This window comes from Haloferax prahovense DSM 18310 (assembly GCF_000336815.1).
Classification (GTDB): Archaea; Halobacteriota; Halobacteria; order Halobacteriales; family Haloferacaceae; genus Haloferax; species Haloferax prahovense.
The window spans coordinates 71,946-86,561 of sequence record NZ_AOLG01000056.1 but is presented as its reverse complement, the minus strand read 5'-3'; the positions used below and the strand labels follow the sequence as shown (position 1 = coordinate 86,561).

Annotated in this window: 10 protein-coding genes and 1 pseudogene; 5 read left to right on the top strand and 6 right to left on the bottom strand. The window is 62.9% G+C overall.

The window, feature by feature from the left end; genetic code table 11:
* The first annotated feature begins 640 nt into the window (after positions 1–640).
* Positions 641–1,294: a ribonuclease HI family protein gene (locus C457_RS17735; protein WP_008096811.1), complete on the top strand. Its 654-nt coding sequence runs from the start codon at positions 641–643 to the stop codon at positions 1,292–1,294.
* A gap of 155 nt (positions 1,295–1,449) precedes the next feature.
* Positions 1,450–1,773 carry a hypothetical protein gene (locus C457_RS17730; protein ID WP_008096810.1) on the top strand — a complete coding sequence of 108 codons (324 nt, stop codon included), beginning with the start codon at positions 1,450–1,452 and terminating at the stop codon, positions 1,771–1,773.
* Here C457_RS17730 and C457_RS17725 read toward each other — a convergent pair.
* Positions 1,774–2,277, bottom strand: a pseudogene (locus C457_RS17725) (inorganic phosphate transporter); the annotation flags it as partial.
* A gap of 166 nt (positions 2,278–2,443) precedes the next feature.
* On the opposite strand from C457_RS17725, the gene C457_RS17720 reads away from it, so the two are divergent.
* From C457_RS17720 to C457_RS17710, 3 genes are all read left to right on the top strand, one after another.
* Complete coding sequence (locus tag C457_RS17720) at positions 2,444–4,012, top strand: glycoside hydrolase family 43 protein (protein WP_008096806.1); 1,569 nt, start codon at positions 2,444–2,446, stop codon at positions 4,010–4,012.
* Between the two features lie 717 nt (positions 4,013–4,729).
* Positions 4,730–7,903: a right-handed parallel beta-helix repeat-containing protein gene (locus tag C457_RS17715; protein ID WP_008096804.1), complete on the top strand. Its 3,174-nt coding sequence runs from the start codon at positions 4,730–4,732 to the stop codon at positions 7,901–7,903.
* Positions 7,904–8,390: 487 nt separating this feature from the next.
* Positions 8,391–9,431, top strand: coding sequence for an NAD(P)-dependent alcohol dehydrogenase (locus C457_RS17710; RefSeq protein WP_008096803.1), 1,041 nt, complete (start codon positions 8,391–8,393; stop codon positions 9,429–9,431).
* Here C457_RS17710 and C457_RS17705 read toward each other — a convergent pair.
* From C457_RS17705 to C457_RS17685, 5 genes are all read right to left on the bottom strand, one after another.
* The gene (locus tag C457_RS17705; RefSeq protein WP_008096802.1) at positions 9,426–10,193 is read right to left on the bottom strand and encodes an SDR family NAD(P)-dependent oxidoreductase; all 768 of its coding nucleotides are present in this window, start codon (positions 10,191–10,193) and stop codon (positions 9,426–9,428) included. The genes C457_RS17710 and C457_RS17705 overlap by 6 nt on opposite strands.
* A 126-nt stretch (positions 10,194–10,319) precedes the next feature.
* Positions 10,320–11,618: a TRAP transporter large permease gene (locus C457_RS17700; RefSeq protein ID WP_008096801.1), complete on the bottom strand. Its 1,299-nt coding sequence runs from the start codon at positions 11,616–11,618 to the stop codon at positions 10,320–10,322.
* 48 nt (positions 11,619–11,666) lie between these two features.
* Positions 11,667–12,218 carry a TRAP transporter small permease gene (locus tag C457_RS17695; protein WP_008096800.1) on the bottom strand — a complete coding sequence of 184 codons (552 nt, stop codon included), beginning with the start codon at positions 12,216–12,218 and terminating at the stop codon, positions 11,667–11,669.
* Positions 12,219–12,243: 25 nt separating this feature from the next.
* Positions 12,244–13,314: a TRAP transporter substrate-binding protein gene (locus tag C457_RS17690; protein ID WP_233514283.1), complete on the bottom strand. Its 1,071-nt coding sequence runs from the start codon at positions 13,312–13,314 to the stop codon at positions 12,244–12,246.
* A 170-nt stretch (positions 13,315–13,484) separates the two neighbouring features.
* A complete protein-coding gene (locus C457_RS17685) occupies positions 13,485–14,438 on the bottom strand; it encodes a mannonate dehydratase (RefSeq protein WP_239640778.1) in 954 nt (317 codons plus the stop codon).
* Positions 14,439–14,616 lie beyond the last annotated feature (178 nt).

Genomic DNA, 14,616 nt, shown 5'->3' with positions numbered 1-14,616 from the left:
GATATCGTGTTTCTCCGAGAGGCGATGGCGAAACGCAGCCGTTGGGTCGGCCCTATGTCGGAACAATGACTCGGCGCCGAGAATTGGATCTCCAAATATATTGTATAATATAATCAAGACAGTCTGTGATCGATTCCGACAGCAGCCTCCTCGACACAACCCAATTTGGCGTTTGCTCAGGCGGTTTGAGATATGTTTCTGACAGAACGAATGCTATCGATAGACTGCTTGATGAGAGTGTTCTATGTCGAGAGTTCGAGGCAGTTGTGTCGTTTCTCTCAGTAGATACGCGATCCCGTAGAGGTGGACGACAAACGCCCCGAGCGGTGTCCACAGAACGTAGTGCATTTCGGTGTCTCGGAAGCTGTCCGACCCCGACGAGTCCGCGGGCCCTTCGGTCCGGCGAGGTGCGAACCAGACGTGAGGCTTCTTCTTTAACTAGACAGTGCCGTCTGGTGAAGTGCCATCGCTGTTCCACCCGAGGAGGGTGTCTTACCGACGTCCCTCGCCAACCAACCTGAAGGAATTATCTCGTTCGACGACCGAGTGCTGATATGCAGCTGTTCGACGAGCTTGCGAGAGCAGCGAGGTGCGACGTGGTGAGGGACCGGAGCGAGAACCCGAGGAAGGTGTCGGCGACGTGACCGAAGAGCCGCGTCCCGCCGGGCACCTCTCACCGCTCGCCACGCTCGTCGACGAGGTTCTCGCGGGCGTCGGTTACGAGATGGCAGCCGCCACCGACATCATCGACGACGCCGTCCCCGGCTACGGCGGCCTGTTCGACCCCGCGACGACCTCGGGCGAGTTGCGGCGTGCGCTCGATGATCTACTGTCGTCGGAACTCACTCACCCGCCAGTCCTCGCACCGACCGACGATTCGTTCATCCTGTACGTCGATGGCAGTTCGCGCGGCAACCCCGGTCCGGCGGGCGCGGGCGCGGTCATCATGGACGCAGAAGAGAACCAACTCGCACGGCTCGGCCGTCCCGTCGGGTCTCGGACGGGGAACAACACCGCCGAGTACGTCGCCCTCCAACTCGGACTATCCGAACTGGTGTCACGCTACGAGCCACACAGCCTCGAAGTCCGAATCGACTCGATGACAGTCATTCGCGATGTTTGGGGAGGTAACGACCCGACAGAACCGGGCGTCGAGACGTACAGCGAGGCTATCGCCGCAGCGCTATCGAGCGTTCCGAACCACCGGTACACGCATCTGGCTGACTGCGACCCGAACCCCGCCGATGCGCTGGCGACAGTCGGTGCCGACATCGCAGCCTTGGGGCCGGGATAGCTCGTCTCGTCGCGGGTGTGCCGAATTGCCGTCGGTGACGTGTCCATTCCGCTCGTGCGAGTCGCAACCCATCCGGTCATCGTGTGCCATCTCGTTTCGAACCGACGCCAGTGGGTGGTCGTGGCTTTTACCCGCATCGAGACATCACCTCCGGTATGGACCTTCAGATTGCTGGACTGGAGGATCTCGAGGAACGAGTCGGGAACGCCCTCAACCGAATCGGCGAACTGCAAGCGGGTACCCGGGTCCACTCGGACGTCTTCTTCTCGCAACCGTTCATGCGCGACCACACCGAGTTCGACTCGTTTGCCGCGTTCTGCGATCAGAGCCCGTGGGCGTTCGACGACGTTGCCGACGCACGGGACATCTCGCGTGCCCGACTCGACGAGTACGTCGCCGACAGAACTGATTTCGAGACGTGGGAGGAGATGAAGACTCGGGCCGCCGAAGAAGAGATTATCGACCAAATCGTCTCCTGATCACCCCACGCCCGGAACCGCGTTCAACAGATTGTACAGGCCGTAGCTGATGACGCCTGCACCCGGTATCGACCCGAGCCATGACCCGAGCGCGATGCCGACTTTCCGCGGTGAGACGCCGCTTCCGTCCGACGAGCTGGCGGCGAGACCACTCCCGACGATGCTCGCGATCATCACTTTGTTGAACGAGATCGGGATTCCCAGTACGATTGCGAGCTGTGCGATCAGGAAGGTGGGAATCAGGGCGGCGATCGACCGTCTCGCCCCGAGCGTGGCGTATTCGTTCGAGACGGCTCGGACGAGCCGCGGCCCTCTGATCCACGCCCCGAAGAGAATCCCACCGCCGCCGAGTGCGAGCAGGGAAATCGACGAGAGCTGGAGGTCCGTTTCGAACACGGCCTCTAGCGGGCCGGTCGCCAAGCCGATCTGCGTGCCACCGCTCGTGAACACGACGATGAGTCCCAGCGTGACCAGAAACTGATTGATACCGGCGGTCTCGTCGCGGCGGGTTCGTCGACTGCAACTCGATATGGTTCGTCTCACGCGGGACGCGTCCGTCGTCAACCACCCGATGCCCCCAGTACCGAATGTCTGGTGAGAGCGTTCAACGCCGTGCAATCGAGAGACCTGAACACAACGTTTATTCATGCGTTACTTGTTGTCAGCTATCATGAAACACACCGCAGCAGTCTGGGGACCGACCCTCGACGACGGCCGGTATCGGAACCCGATCATCTACGCGGATTACTCCGACCCCGACGTGGTTCGCGTGGGTGATGACTTCTTCATGACCGCTTCGAGCTTCAACGCCGTCCCGGGGCTTCCGATACTCCACTCGCGCGACCTCGTGAACTGGCGACTCATCAATCACGCCATCGACGAGTTACCACCAGATTTCGACCGTCCGCAGCACGGGAACGGTGTCTGGGCGCCCTCGATCAACTACCACGAGGGGACGTTCTACATCTTCTACGGCGACCCCGACCGCGGCGTCTACATGACCAAGACCGACGACCCCCGGGGTCGGTGGTCCGATCTGACGCTCGTGCACGAGGTCGAGGGGTGGATCGACACGGCACCGCTGTGGGACGACGACGGGAACGCGTATCTCGCTCACGCGTTCGCGAAGAGCCGTGCCGGATTCAACAGCGTGCTCAACATCGCCCCGATGGCACCCGACGGGACACACATCACCGGCGAAAGCCGACAGGTGTTCGACGGCCACGACGACCACCCGACAATCGAGGGGCCAAAGCTGTACAAGCGGGGCGGGAGTTATTACATCTTCGCGCCCGCCGGCGGCGTTAGCGATGGGTGGCAGACGGTCCTGCGCTCGGACGACATCTACGGCCCGTACGACGACCGAATCGTCCTCGCCCAGGGGGAGACACCGATTAACGGGCCGCACCAGGGAGCACTGGTGGGCTTGGACAGCGGCGAGGACTGGTTCGTTCACTTCCAAGAGGTCGACCCGTACGGCCGCATCGTCCACCTCCAGCCGGTCGCTTGGGCCGACGGGTGGCCCGTCATCGGTCGCGACGAGGACGGCGATGGGACCGGCGAGCCGGTCCGAACGCACGAAAAGCCCGACGTCGCCGCTGAGACGCTTCCGACGATGGTCCCGCAGACCTCCGACGACTTCGAAGCGGCCCGCTTAGGGCTCCAGTGGCAGTGGCACGGGAACCCGAAGTTCGGTTGGCACTCGCTTACTGACCGCCCCGACGCACTCCGTTTATTCCAACAGCGTGTCGATGCGTCTGAGAATCTGTGGTCCGTCCCGAGCCTCCTCCTCCAGAAGTTCCCCGCCCCGGCGTTCACGGCGACGACGGAAGTCCGGTGCGGCCTCGAAGAAGGAACCGGACACGGAGGGCTTCTCGTCATGGGCTCCGAGTACGCCTACCTCAGTGTCCGTAAGACCACGGACGGAGTCAATCTGATACAGGCTCGTAACACCAGCCCATCAGAGGGTGACCTTGACACGGTCGTTGAACGAGTACCCCTCCGGGGCTCGTCCGCACGACTGCGGGCGACTGTCGAAGACGGGGGGCGCGTCCAGTTCGCGTACGCGACCGACGATGCCGGCTTCGAGTCGATTGGAGAGCCGTTCCAAGCCCAGCAGGGACGCTGGATCGGTGCCAAAATCGGTTTGTTCGTCGCGCAGTCGAGCGAATCTGCGGTCGACGGTGGGTACTGCGACTTCGAGTACTTCGAGGTCAGCGAGTCAGCGACCCACGACTGAAGTCGTGGGCTTGTAGGCTTGCTACCGAATTGTGTACGAGAACTGTACAGCGTTGACGAGACGCTTTGCGAGTGGACACCCGGTCACGTAGTGCTGGACCGCGAACACCTGATAGGCGCTCCCAGAACGCACAGCGTTCTGGTGTCTTGGAACCCATTTCATGTTGATTTAAATAACATATACGAAATAGATTCATTCTGTTAAATTTATAAATATTTTGTGATATAAGGCAGTTACTCTAAGACATCCCGGGCCGTTCCCTCACACTCTCTCATATATCGTTGAGACGTGCTCTACGACAGATTATAGATTTCGTATTTTGTACGTTCTACGTTCATAATAGGCGATTGGGACGATATATGCCTTCTATTCTATACTATCCCTATTTCTCGCCCACTACTTCTTCGCTCGCCATGCGATCTCACTCGCAAGCTGAGAGCGTTCTTGTCTGCGTGCGCTCGTCACCAAGCGCCTGGTACTGTTCGCGTTCGCTGTCTCGCCGGTGGTCTCGAAAATAGGTTGTTATTCTTATATTTACGAGGTAAGTTCAATATTATTTTATTATCTACTCAGCCAATGATTCGAGTCACGGTCGGCGTCTCGTCGCGTGAACGTTAGGTCGTGACGCCCGCTGGCAGACCGCCGTCGATTTCAGAGCCGAGTACCACTTCATTTATATCACGCGGAAGGCACTTATACCGTATCTTCGACCGACGCATGACGTTCTCTACTCCCTCCCATCTCACTCGGACTCGACAGGCGCTCGTCGTACTCGTCGTCGCGGCGCTGTTCGTCCCCCTCGCCGGCCCGGTCGCGGCCGTCGAAAACGAGACCAGCACGACGTTCGTGGAATCGGACATCGCCGCGGACACGACGTGGACGCCGGAGGATGGCCCCTACCGAATCATCCAGAGCGTCCACATCGACCCCGGGACGACGCTGACGATACGACCCGGGACCGACGTTCAACTCGCCGAGGGAATCACGCTCTCCGTCGACGGCTCACTCGTCGTCGACGGCACGGCGGCCCGACCGGTGACGGTTTCGCGGTCCGCGGGTGCCGCGGCCGACCGCCGGTGGGCGAGCATCCGCTACAACGGGACGAGTGAGTCCCGACTCGTCGTGCGCAACACGACCCTGCAGGGCGGGACGAGCGGCGTCACCGTGTCCCGCGCAGACGGGTCGATTACGATTACCGACTCGACGTTCCGAGACTTCTCGAAGGCCGGGCTGTCTGTCGACGACGCCGCGGAGACGCCGCGGATCACCATCGAGCGGTCGGCGTTCCGACGCATCGACGGGCACGCGATTCGGGCGACGCCCCTGTCGGGCGCGACCGGCGAGACCTCGATTACGGCGTCACCCGCGGAGCGCGAAGAGCGGTCGGTCCACACGCTGTCGCTCGATGCCGGCGTCGGTGTGACCTTCGACGCGGTGGAACTCCGGTACGCCGATGCCGGCTCCGTCGACGACGTCGACGCGGAGAGCATCGAACGCATCGGTCTCGATAGCAACCGAAACGGAACGATAGAGCGGTCGTTCGACTCGTTCGTCACGGACGTCTCGGCGCGGGACGGTCGCGTGCGAATCTCGCTGTCGAGGCCGGTCAGCATTCCGAGCGACGGCCGACTCCTCGTGGAGTACGAGGACGTCGTCAACCCGGAGACACGCGGGTTCTATCCCGTTGCGGTCGACCTCCGCAAGGGGACAGTCTCACAGCTCTCGGACGGCGTTCGGGGCTCGCTCACCGTCGGAAACGTCACGTCGCCGGTCGACGAGCGCGCCGCGTCTACGACGCGCGTGCGACAGCTCACCGTTCGCGAGTCGTCGTTCCGCGATATCAACGGGAACGGGGTCTTCGTCGCCGCCGACGGCATCGGCCGGCTCTGGCTGTTGAACAACGAGATTTCGGCGACCGCGGGCAGCGGAATCGCGGTTCGTGCGGCCCGGAGCGACACGACGCTGCTGCACAACGAAATCACCGCCGGTGACGCCGGCATCCAACTCGACGCTCGCGACGAAACGACGGCGACCGTGGTCGGAAACGAGGTTCGCGGCGCTCAGACCGGCATCCGTATCCGCCAGTCTGGGACCCAACTCCCGCAACCCGGCGCGGTCACCATCCGTGACAACACGCTGGCGGACAACGTCGGCCACGGCGTCGACCTCACCGCTCGCAGTCTCGAACTGAATCTGCAACTCACCGACAACGCGATTCGCGGTAACGGCGGGGACGCCGTCCACGTCGATAACTGGCTGACGCGGGGGAGCGACGTTCGCGGGAACCGCCTCGTCGAGAACGGCGGCGACGGCTTCGCCCTCGATGGGACCGTCGTATCGGGTCTCACACTGGCGGATAACGCTGTCCGGGACAACGGAGGAGCGGGACTGGAGCTCCGGACGGGAGCGGCGGCACGCGGGGTCGCCGTCCGGAATAACACCGTCCGCGATAACGGGGGCCACGCCGTTTCGGTCCGCTCGGACCTGATTATTCACCGGACGAACGTCAGCGAGAACCGACTGGCGAACAACGCCGGCGCGGGGCTGCTCGTCGCCAGCCCGATAACGCACCGCGGCGAGCTTTCGGTCGCCAACAACACTATCGCCGCCAACTCCTACGGCGTCGTCGTCCGCGGGGTCGTCGAGACCGACGTTCGAGACAACGACATCGTGTTCAACACGAACGCCTTTGCGGACCCGGTTCCCGTTTCGGGAGTGACGCCGGGAACGGGGGTGTACGTCGCGGAGGGGGCGTCCGGTGCGATCATCAACCAAGCAGAGTCGACGGTTCCGCTGGAAGAACTCGTCGCCAATCCCGAGTTGACACAGCGGCTCACGGTCGCTCGGCTCTGGGACGACACGGTCGTCGTCCTACGGACGGACGGCGAGAGCGAGACGCGGAGCGCGGAAGCCAGCGCCCTGACGATTCGTCGCGTGAGCGGCGCGCTTCCGACCGGCATCGGGGTCCAAACGGCCGGCGAGGGAACCAGGACCCACCACGTCGTCAACAACAGTATCTACGGCCAAGACCGGGGTCTGACGGTCGACATCGAGCGGCTGGTCAGCGCGAACGCGACCGCCCGAATCGTGGTGGACCCGATTCGGACCGTCGACGCCGAGTCCAACTACTGGGGCGCTGCCAGCGGTCCGTATCACTCGTCGATTCTTCCGTCCGGAGAGGGGAACCCCGTCGTCACCGAGCGCGGCTGGGTCGATTTCACGCCGTTCCGAACCGCAGCACCCGACGAGTTGTACACTCGGCCGACTGCCCGAATCGACGCCCCGGCGACAGCGACAGCCGCGGACGAACTCCGACTGTCCGGGGCCGGCTCGACGAGCGACACCTCCCCAGTCGGTCGCTATCACTTCTTCGTGAACGGGACCGAGCGAGCGGTGCAGTCGACCCCCGAACTCAGCGTCACGATGAGCGAACAGCCTCTCGACGTCGGGTTAGCCGTCGAGAGTCGGCTCGGTATCGACAGCGACACCGTCAGGGCGACGGTTGGTGTCGCGCCGCCCGAAGCGACTCCATCGGTGACGACAGCGACCTCGCCGAACACGGCGGGGGCGACGACCACGTCTCACTCGCCGACGAACGATTCGACCGACGGCGGGTTCCTCGGCGGACTGGCCTCGGTGTGGGGGCTTCTCGGAAGCGGGCTCTACGTGGGTGCGCTGGGTCTCGGCGGCTACGGGATGGCGCTGACCCTTCAGCGTCGGTCGCCCCCGGTGAGCGGCCTTCGAATACAGCTGTTGGCGGGCGCGGCCGTCCTCGTCTGGCTCATCGGCGGCCTCGTCGGCACCGCTTCGCTGATCGGCGTCGGCCTCGCCGCGGGTGTCGCGTGGGCCGGCCTCACCGGCGTCGCGTACGTCTTGGCGATGCGAGGATGAACGCCCAACGCGCCCCACGACGACCGCCGCGGGGAGAGTCCCGCCACGCGACGGCGTATCGTGACGTTCGGCCCCGCGGCCGAGGGCGTGTCGCGCCGTGGTTCTGTTGTGTGTTCCACCTCTATCAGTGTAAAATCGTAGCGGTAATGGGCCGATATTAGTGTTCAAATTGAACAATTCTGACACTCGGGTCCTCGTTGGGTTGTTAGAACTAATTCTGTTTGAAATTCATATCTGCTATTTTGTGGAGGTATTGTCCTCAAAGTCGGATATGGTATATGAATAATAAATAACTCAAATAATTCAGATTATAGTCTCTACGTGAAGATGTGCGTTTATAGAACGATAGCATGATTTGTCTGTCTCTGTTAACTATCCTCTGAGAGGGCGAACTCACCGGTCGAGCGCGGTGAATACGCTCCACGCTATCGCCCATCGTGACCCACGCGGCAAAAGGAATATAACCGTAATTCTCTTCGGTACAAGCATGCGAACCTGCGAGCTCACAGCTGTTAGTGAATTCACACTTGTCGAGCGAGACCTCCCGACAATCGCCCCCGACGAAGTTCTGGTTCGAATCGACCGCGTCGGCATCTGCGGGTCCGACTTACACTACTACCAACACGGGGAAAACGGGGGCAACGTCGTCGAGTTCCCCCACGTCCTCGGTCACGAGGCCGCCGGTACTGTCGTCGAGGTTGGCGACGGGGTCTCCCGCGTCGGTCCCGACGACCGCGTGGCAATCGAACCCGGTCTCCCGTGCGGAGAGTGCGGGTACTGCGCCGGCGACGACACCTACCACCTCTGTGAGGATATGGAGTACATGTCTTCGCCGCCGGTCGAGGGCGCGCTGACCGAGTACGTCGCGTGGCCCGCCGAGTACCTGTACGCGCTTCCGGACTCGGTGTCGCTCCGGGAAGGGGCGCTCGCGGAACCGCTGAGCGTCGCGATGCACGCCTGTCAGCGCGGCGGCGTCTCCGACGGGGACACGGTGTTGGTCACCGGCGGCGGCCCCATCGGTCAGCTCGTCTCGGAAGTCGCGATGGCCCGCGGGGCCGAGACGGTCGTCCTGACCGACGTCGTCCCCGAAAAGCTCGCACTGGCCGAGTCCCGCGGCGTCGACTACGCGGTCGACGTGACGGAGTCCGACCCCGTCGAGACGATTCGCGAACACGTCGACGAACGCGGCGTCGACGTGGTCCTCGAGAGTTCCGGCTTCGGCGGCGCCATCGAGACGACGACCGAGGCCGTCAAACGCGGCGGCACCGTCGTCTTCGTCGGTATCCCCCTCGAACCCGAGTTCCCCACTGACATCGTCGAGACCATCGGGCAAGAGTACGACCTGAAGGGCTCGTTCAGATTCAGTAACACGTACCCGAAGGCCATCGAGGGAATCGAGACGGGTCGGTTCGACGTCGACAGTATCGTGACCTTCGAGTCGTCGTTCGAGGACACGCAGGCCGCGTTTGACCGCGCAGCCGAGCCCGAAGAAGTAAAAGGCGTAATCCGCGTCAGCGACGCGCTATAACGCGTTGTCGTTGTAGCCGCCGTCGACGGTGATGACCGCGCCCGTCGTGAACGACGCCGCGTCGCTGGCGAGGTAGACGGCCGCGCCCGCGATTTCGTCCGGCGTCGCGACGCGTTCCATCGGCGTTCCCTCGTCTATCTTCTTTCGCAGTTCGGTTCCCTCGTTGAAGCCGTCGCCCGCGAGCGGGGTATTGACGAACCCCGGCTCGATTGCGTTGACGCGCACGTCGGGCGCGAGGTCGGCCGCCGCGGCGCGCGTGAGCCCGTTCACGCCGCTCTTCGCGGCGCAGTAGGCCGGGCGCTCCTCGCGGGCCTGCCGTGCTGACATCGAGGAGATGTTCACGATGCTCCCGGACTCCATCTCGCGGCCGAAGACGCGGCACGCCCGAAAGACGCCCGTCAGGTTCACGTCGATGTCTTGACTCCACTGGTCGTCGCTCATCTCCGAGACGGACGCTCTCGCGACCGACCCCGCCGAGTTCACGAGGATGTCGACGTCTCCGATGGCGTCGCTGGCGACCTCGTAGAGGTTCTCTATCGACTCGTCGTCTCGGACGTCACACGTCACCTCGGCGGTCTTCGCGCCGCGGTCGCGGAGCTCCTCGGCGGTCTCCTCGACGGCGTCCGCGCTGCGACTCGTCGCCACAACGTCGGCACCGTCGTCGGCGAAGGCGAGCGCGATGGCCCGACCGATGCCGCTCGTGCCGCCGATGACGACCGCAGCGCTATCCGATACGGTAACCGTGGGTGATGTCTCCACCATATCCGATTCCACCGACTACGACATGCTAACTCTTGCGGTCGACAGACGAACTCGCGAAGCGAATCGCTCCCGGACCGTCATCTACGCGCCGGCGGTAGCCGTTGTAAAAAGAGATTGGAGCGCCGCTCAGGCGAGCCCTATCGCGCGCGGCAGCCAGAGGACGAGCTCCGGGAAGACGATAATCGACAGGAGGGTCAACAGAAGCGGCAGGTAGAACGGGACCATGTGCCGAGTAATCCGTTCGAGCGAGACGCCGGTGACGGCGTTGAGCACGAACAGGATGACGCCGAACGGCGGCGTGAGCAGGCCGATCATCAGCGTGACGATCATCACGACGCCGAAGTGAATCGGGCTGATAGCGGTCTGCTCGACGATGGGGAGGAACACCGGCGTGAGGATGGTTATCGCCGCAATCGTCTCCAACATCAGCCCGACGATGAACAGAACGCCCGCGATGAGCAACATGAGCACGAGCGGGTCCGTCGAGACGCCCGTGATGGCCTGTGCGAGAATCTCCGGGAGCTGTGCGCGACGGATGAGAAAGCCGTACAGGGACGCCGCCGCGACGATGAACGTGAGCGTCGCGGTGTGGGTCATCCCCTCGTCGAACGACGCGACGAGTTCCTCCCGAGAGAGGCCGTCGTAGAAGACGGTCCCGATGATGAGCGTGTAGAACAGCGCGACTGCGCCCGCCTCGGTCGCGGTGAACCAGCCGCCCAGAATCCCGCCGATGATGAGCGCCGGGGTGCCGAGCGCGGGCAGCGCCCGGTAACAGGTCCGGCCGAGTTCGCCGAGCGACCACCAGTCGCCCTTCTCGTAGCCGTTCCGATGGGCGTAGAAACTACACAGCGCCATCAGTCCGACGCCCATCACCAGCCCCGGGACGAGTCCGGCGATGAACAGCGTGCCAATGGAGACCTGCGCGAGAATCCCGTAGATGATGAGCGGGACGCTCGGCGGGATAATCGGGCCGATGATGGACGACGACCCGGTGACGGCGACGCTGAATCCCTGGTCGTATCCTTCCTCGCGCATCGCGCGGTACTCGATAGCGCCGAGGCCCGCGGCGTCCGCTGCGGCGGTCCCCGTCATTCCGGAGAAGATGATACTGGCGACGATGTTGACGTGAGCGAGCCCGCCGCGAATCGGGCCGACGATGGCCTTCGCGAAGTCGAAGATGACGTCCGTCAGGCCGAGCTTGTTCATCAACAGCCCCGTCTGGAGGAACAGCGGAATCGCCAACAGCACGAACGAGTTGGTCCCGGAGACCATCGTCTGGGCGACCAGAAGCGGCTCGAACGGAATCGACGTGGTCCACATGAGGATGAGACTCGTCAGCCCCAGCGCGTACACGACGGGGACTTCGAACAGGTACAGGACGAGCAGGACGCCGATGAACAGTCCGAGCAGAACGACATCGGCCATTATCGGGTCCCTCCCTGAAGCGGACGCGTCTCGGCTCGGAGGCGGTGCTCACTCTGCATTTTCGTCTTCTCCTTTGATGTCCTCGATAATCGTTTCTGGCGCGACGGCGACGAGCCACAGGTCGCGAAGCGCGTAGATCGCGATACAGACACCGCCGACGACGGCGGGAACGTACAGCCACGCTTCGGTGAACGGCGGGTGCGACGGGAGCGCTCCCATCCCGAATCCCCGGTTCTGTAGGTACAGCGGGTACGCTCCGGAGACCATGACGCCGACGAACGCGAGGATGAGGAGCGTCCGAAGACCGGTTAGCACCCGGATGACGCCGTCGGAGAGCCGCGAGACGAGGAGGTCGAGCGAGATGTGCTGTCGCTTTCGACTGGCGACCGCCGCGCCGAAGAACGTGATGTACACGAGCAGCATCTGCGAGAGATTGACCGTCCACGGGAGACTCGACCCGAGTATCGAACCCAGGACCCAGCGGGTCAGAATCTGTAACCCGACGACGAGTATCATCAGCACGTAGAGTGCTAACGCGATGGATGTGACCAACCCGTCGAAAAGCCGGCCGAGTTTCGTTGCGAGATTTACTTCTTCCATGGGTGCTCTACGAGTAAGCGTCCGCTCAAATGTTTCGCACTTCTTCGAGCGACGGTTCCCAGTTCTCCTCGAACTGCGTTTGGAGCGGCTCTTTCGCCGCCTCTAACCACGCGTCTCGGTCGGGTTCGACCACGTTCATTCCCTGTTCTTTCAGCGCTTCGATGGCCTGTGACTCCGATTCAGCGATGCTGCTGCTGAGCTCTTGGATGCTGGACGTCAACGAGTCGACCATCGTCGTCTGGTCCTCGTCGGAGATGTTTGACAGCGCCTGGGTGCCGAGCGTGAACCACCCCGTCGACGCGAGGTGCTTGGTCAGCGTGTAGTAGTCCTGCACCTCGTACAGCGAGGACGACCGGACGGTCTCGGCGGGGTTCTCTTGAGCGTCGACGACGCCCTGCTGCAGCGCGCTGTAGAGTTCGTCGAAGGCGACGGTGGTCGGACTCGCGCCGATGCCGCTCCAGATGTTCACCCACGGGGTGAGGTCGGGCACCCGCAGGTTGGTTCCCTGAATGTCCTCGGGCGTCTCGAAGGCCTTGTTCCCGGTCGTGTGTCGGTAGCCGCGGTACACCGGTTCGTTCACGAGCATCTGTTTACCCTGCTCGCGGAGGCGCTGTCGGCCGTCGTCGAAGAACTCCGTCTGGAAGGCGCGCCGCTGCTGTTCCCAGCCCTCGAAGACGAACGGCGACTCGACCCAGAAGTTCTTGGGGTCGTAGTCGATGACCCAGCGCGTCCCGATGATGGTCCCGTCGATGGAGCCGATTTGCGTCTGTTCCATGACCTCCTTTTCGCCACCGAAGGACTCCTCGATGGTGATCGCCACTCGCCCCTCGGTCTCCGCTTCGACGGAAGAGGCCCACTCCTTGGCCATCTCGTTGATGACGTGCCCGCTAGGGAAGACACTCCCGATGATGAGCGATTGGCTCTGACCGCCGCCACCGCTCTCCGTCGTATCGGTGTCTGAGTCGTCCGAACCGGTCGTGCCGTCGGTTCCGGAGCCGGAACCGCCGCCCATGCAGCCAGCCATCGATGCGATTGCCCCGGTGCCAGTGAGTAGCCCGAGCTGTTCCATGAAGCTCCGTCGGCTTTGTCTACGCATACCATTCACAACGATTCTACACTGGTACTTATATCTATCGCAATAATTCATTTTAATAATATATCATAGGATAGATGTCATCTGCTCTGGGTAGTTCGACTCGTCACTCGCCGCAGTCGCCGGCAGTCACCGATCGAGTCGAGGCGAGGCCGACCAGCCGGGCTACAGCGTTACTGTCCGCGTTCGATGAGGCCCTTCATGTAGCCGATTGCGAACAGCCGGCCCATGTCGGTGTACCCCGCGTGGGCTTCCGCTCGGTCCTCCTCGCCGAGCATCTTGGGGACGTGGTCGGGGCGAATCGCCCCGTCGAAGCCGATGTCTTGGTACGCTTCCATCGCCGCCGTCATGTCGGTGGGCCCGTCGTCGTGCCACGTCTCCACGAACGACTCGGGCGTCCCTTCGACGTCGCGGAAGTGGACGAAGTGAATCCGCTCTCCGAGACGTCGAATCGCCGACGGGACGTCTTCGCCCATCGCGGCGAAGTTCCCCTGGCAGAACGTGACGCCGTGGTTGGGGCTCTCGTGGAGTTCCAAGACGCGCTCGTACCGTTCGAGCGATGTGACGAGGCGGGGAACTCCCCGAAGCTCCTCGACCGGCGGGTCGTCCGGGTGGAGCGCCATCTTGACGCCCGCCTCCTCGGCGACCGGCACGACCTCGTCCAGGAAGTACTGGAGGTTGTCCCACAGCTCCTCCTCGGTGATACCCGCCGCAGGGTGGTCCTCGGCGCGCTCTATCCACTCGTGGTCGTACCCGGTGACGAGCGAGTCACCGCGGTCCGGAATCGAATCGGAGGTTCTGAGGACGCCGACGGGGTTTTCGGTCCACACCCAGCAGTACACGTCGATGCCGAGGCGTCCCATGTTCCGAAGCAGCCGTTTCACCGTCTCGATCTCCTCGTCTCGACCCTCCTGACCGAGGACCGTTCGCTCCATGGGCGGGCGGTCCTCGACGACGTCCAGTGAGAATCCGTGGTCTGCGAACCGGTTTCGGGTTTCGAGTAACGTCTCGTACTCCCACCAGTCGTCGACGCCCCAGAACCGTACGACGGCGCTTTCGACGCCGAGTTGCTTGGCGAGGGTCCACCGTCTGTCCGGGGAGGGAGGCAGCATCACTGCTGGATTCATACACTCACATCCCAGACTCACTCCAAGTAAAAGCGTTTCGCACAGATGTCGGCGTCGTCGTCCGGAGAACCACCGAATCAGCCTCTAGAGCCACTCTATAGCCAGTTTCGAATCCATAACGTATCTTCGTGAAGTTGTATTCCACTCATAGTGGAACGGTTTCGTTCGACTCGATGAA